Origin of the sequence: Xenorhabdus yunnanensis, from assembly GCF_028598805.1 — a bacterium.
GTDB classification, from domain to species: domain Bacteria; phylum Pseudomonadota; class Gammaproteobacteria; order Enterobacterales; family Enterobacteriaceae; genus Xenorhabdus; species Xenorhabdus yunnanensis.
Genome location: NZ_JAQRFI010000261.1, coordinates 1 through 367, shown reverse-complemented (window position 1 = coordinate 367; position 367 = coordinate 1). Strand labels below are relative to the sequence as shown.

The 367-nt window shown below is 58.3% G+C and carries 1 protein-coding gene; it reads left to right on the top strand.

What is annotated here, in order from left to right; all coding sequences use genetic code 11:
• Nucleotides 1-367 (top strand): AMP-binding enzyme (locus PSI23_RS23750; protein WP_273557064.1); only part of this gene is annotated, 367 nt, incomplete at both ends.

Genomic DNA, 367 nt, shown 5'->3' with positions numbered 1-367 from the left:
GCACAACTGATGCAGTGCCCCGGCGTGCGCGAAGGGGTGGTGATTGCCCGTGAAAATACGGGAGGACAACAGCAGTTAGTCGCTTATCTGCGACCACTGGCGGACGTTGAACTGGTGCCGGCTGAACTGCGCCAGCAACTCGCCCGGCATCTTGCCGACTATATGTTGCCCAGTGCTTTTGTGACGTTAGAAACTTTCCCGTTAACCCCTAACGGTAAACTGGACCGTCAGGCACTGCCTGCCCCGGATTCATCGGCGGTGGTGACTCGCCACTATGCCGCGCCACTGGGGGAAACAGAAACCGTTCTGGCTCAGATTTGGCAAGATTTGCTGGGCGTGGCGCAGGTTGGCCGCCATGACCATTTCT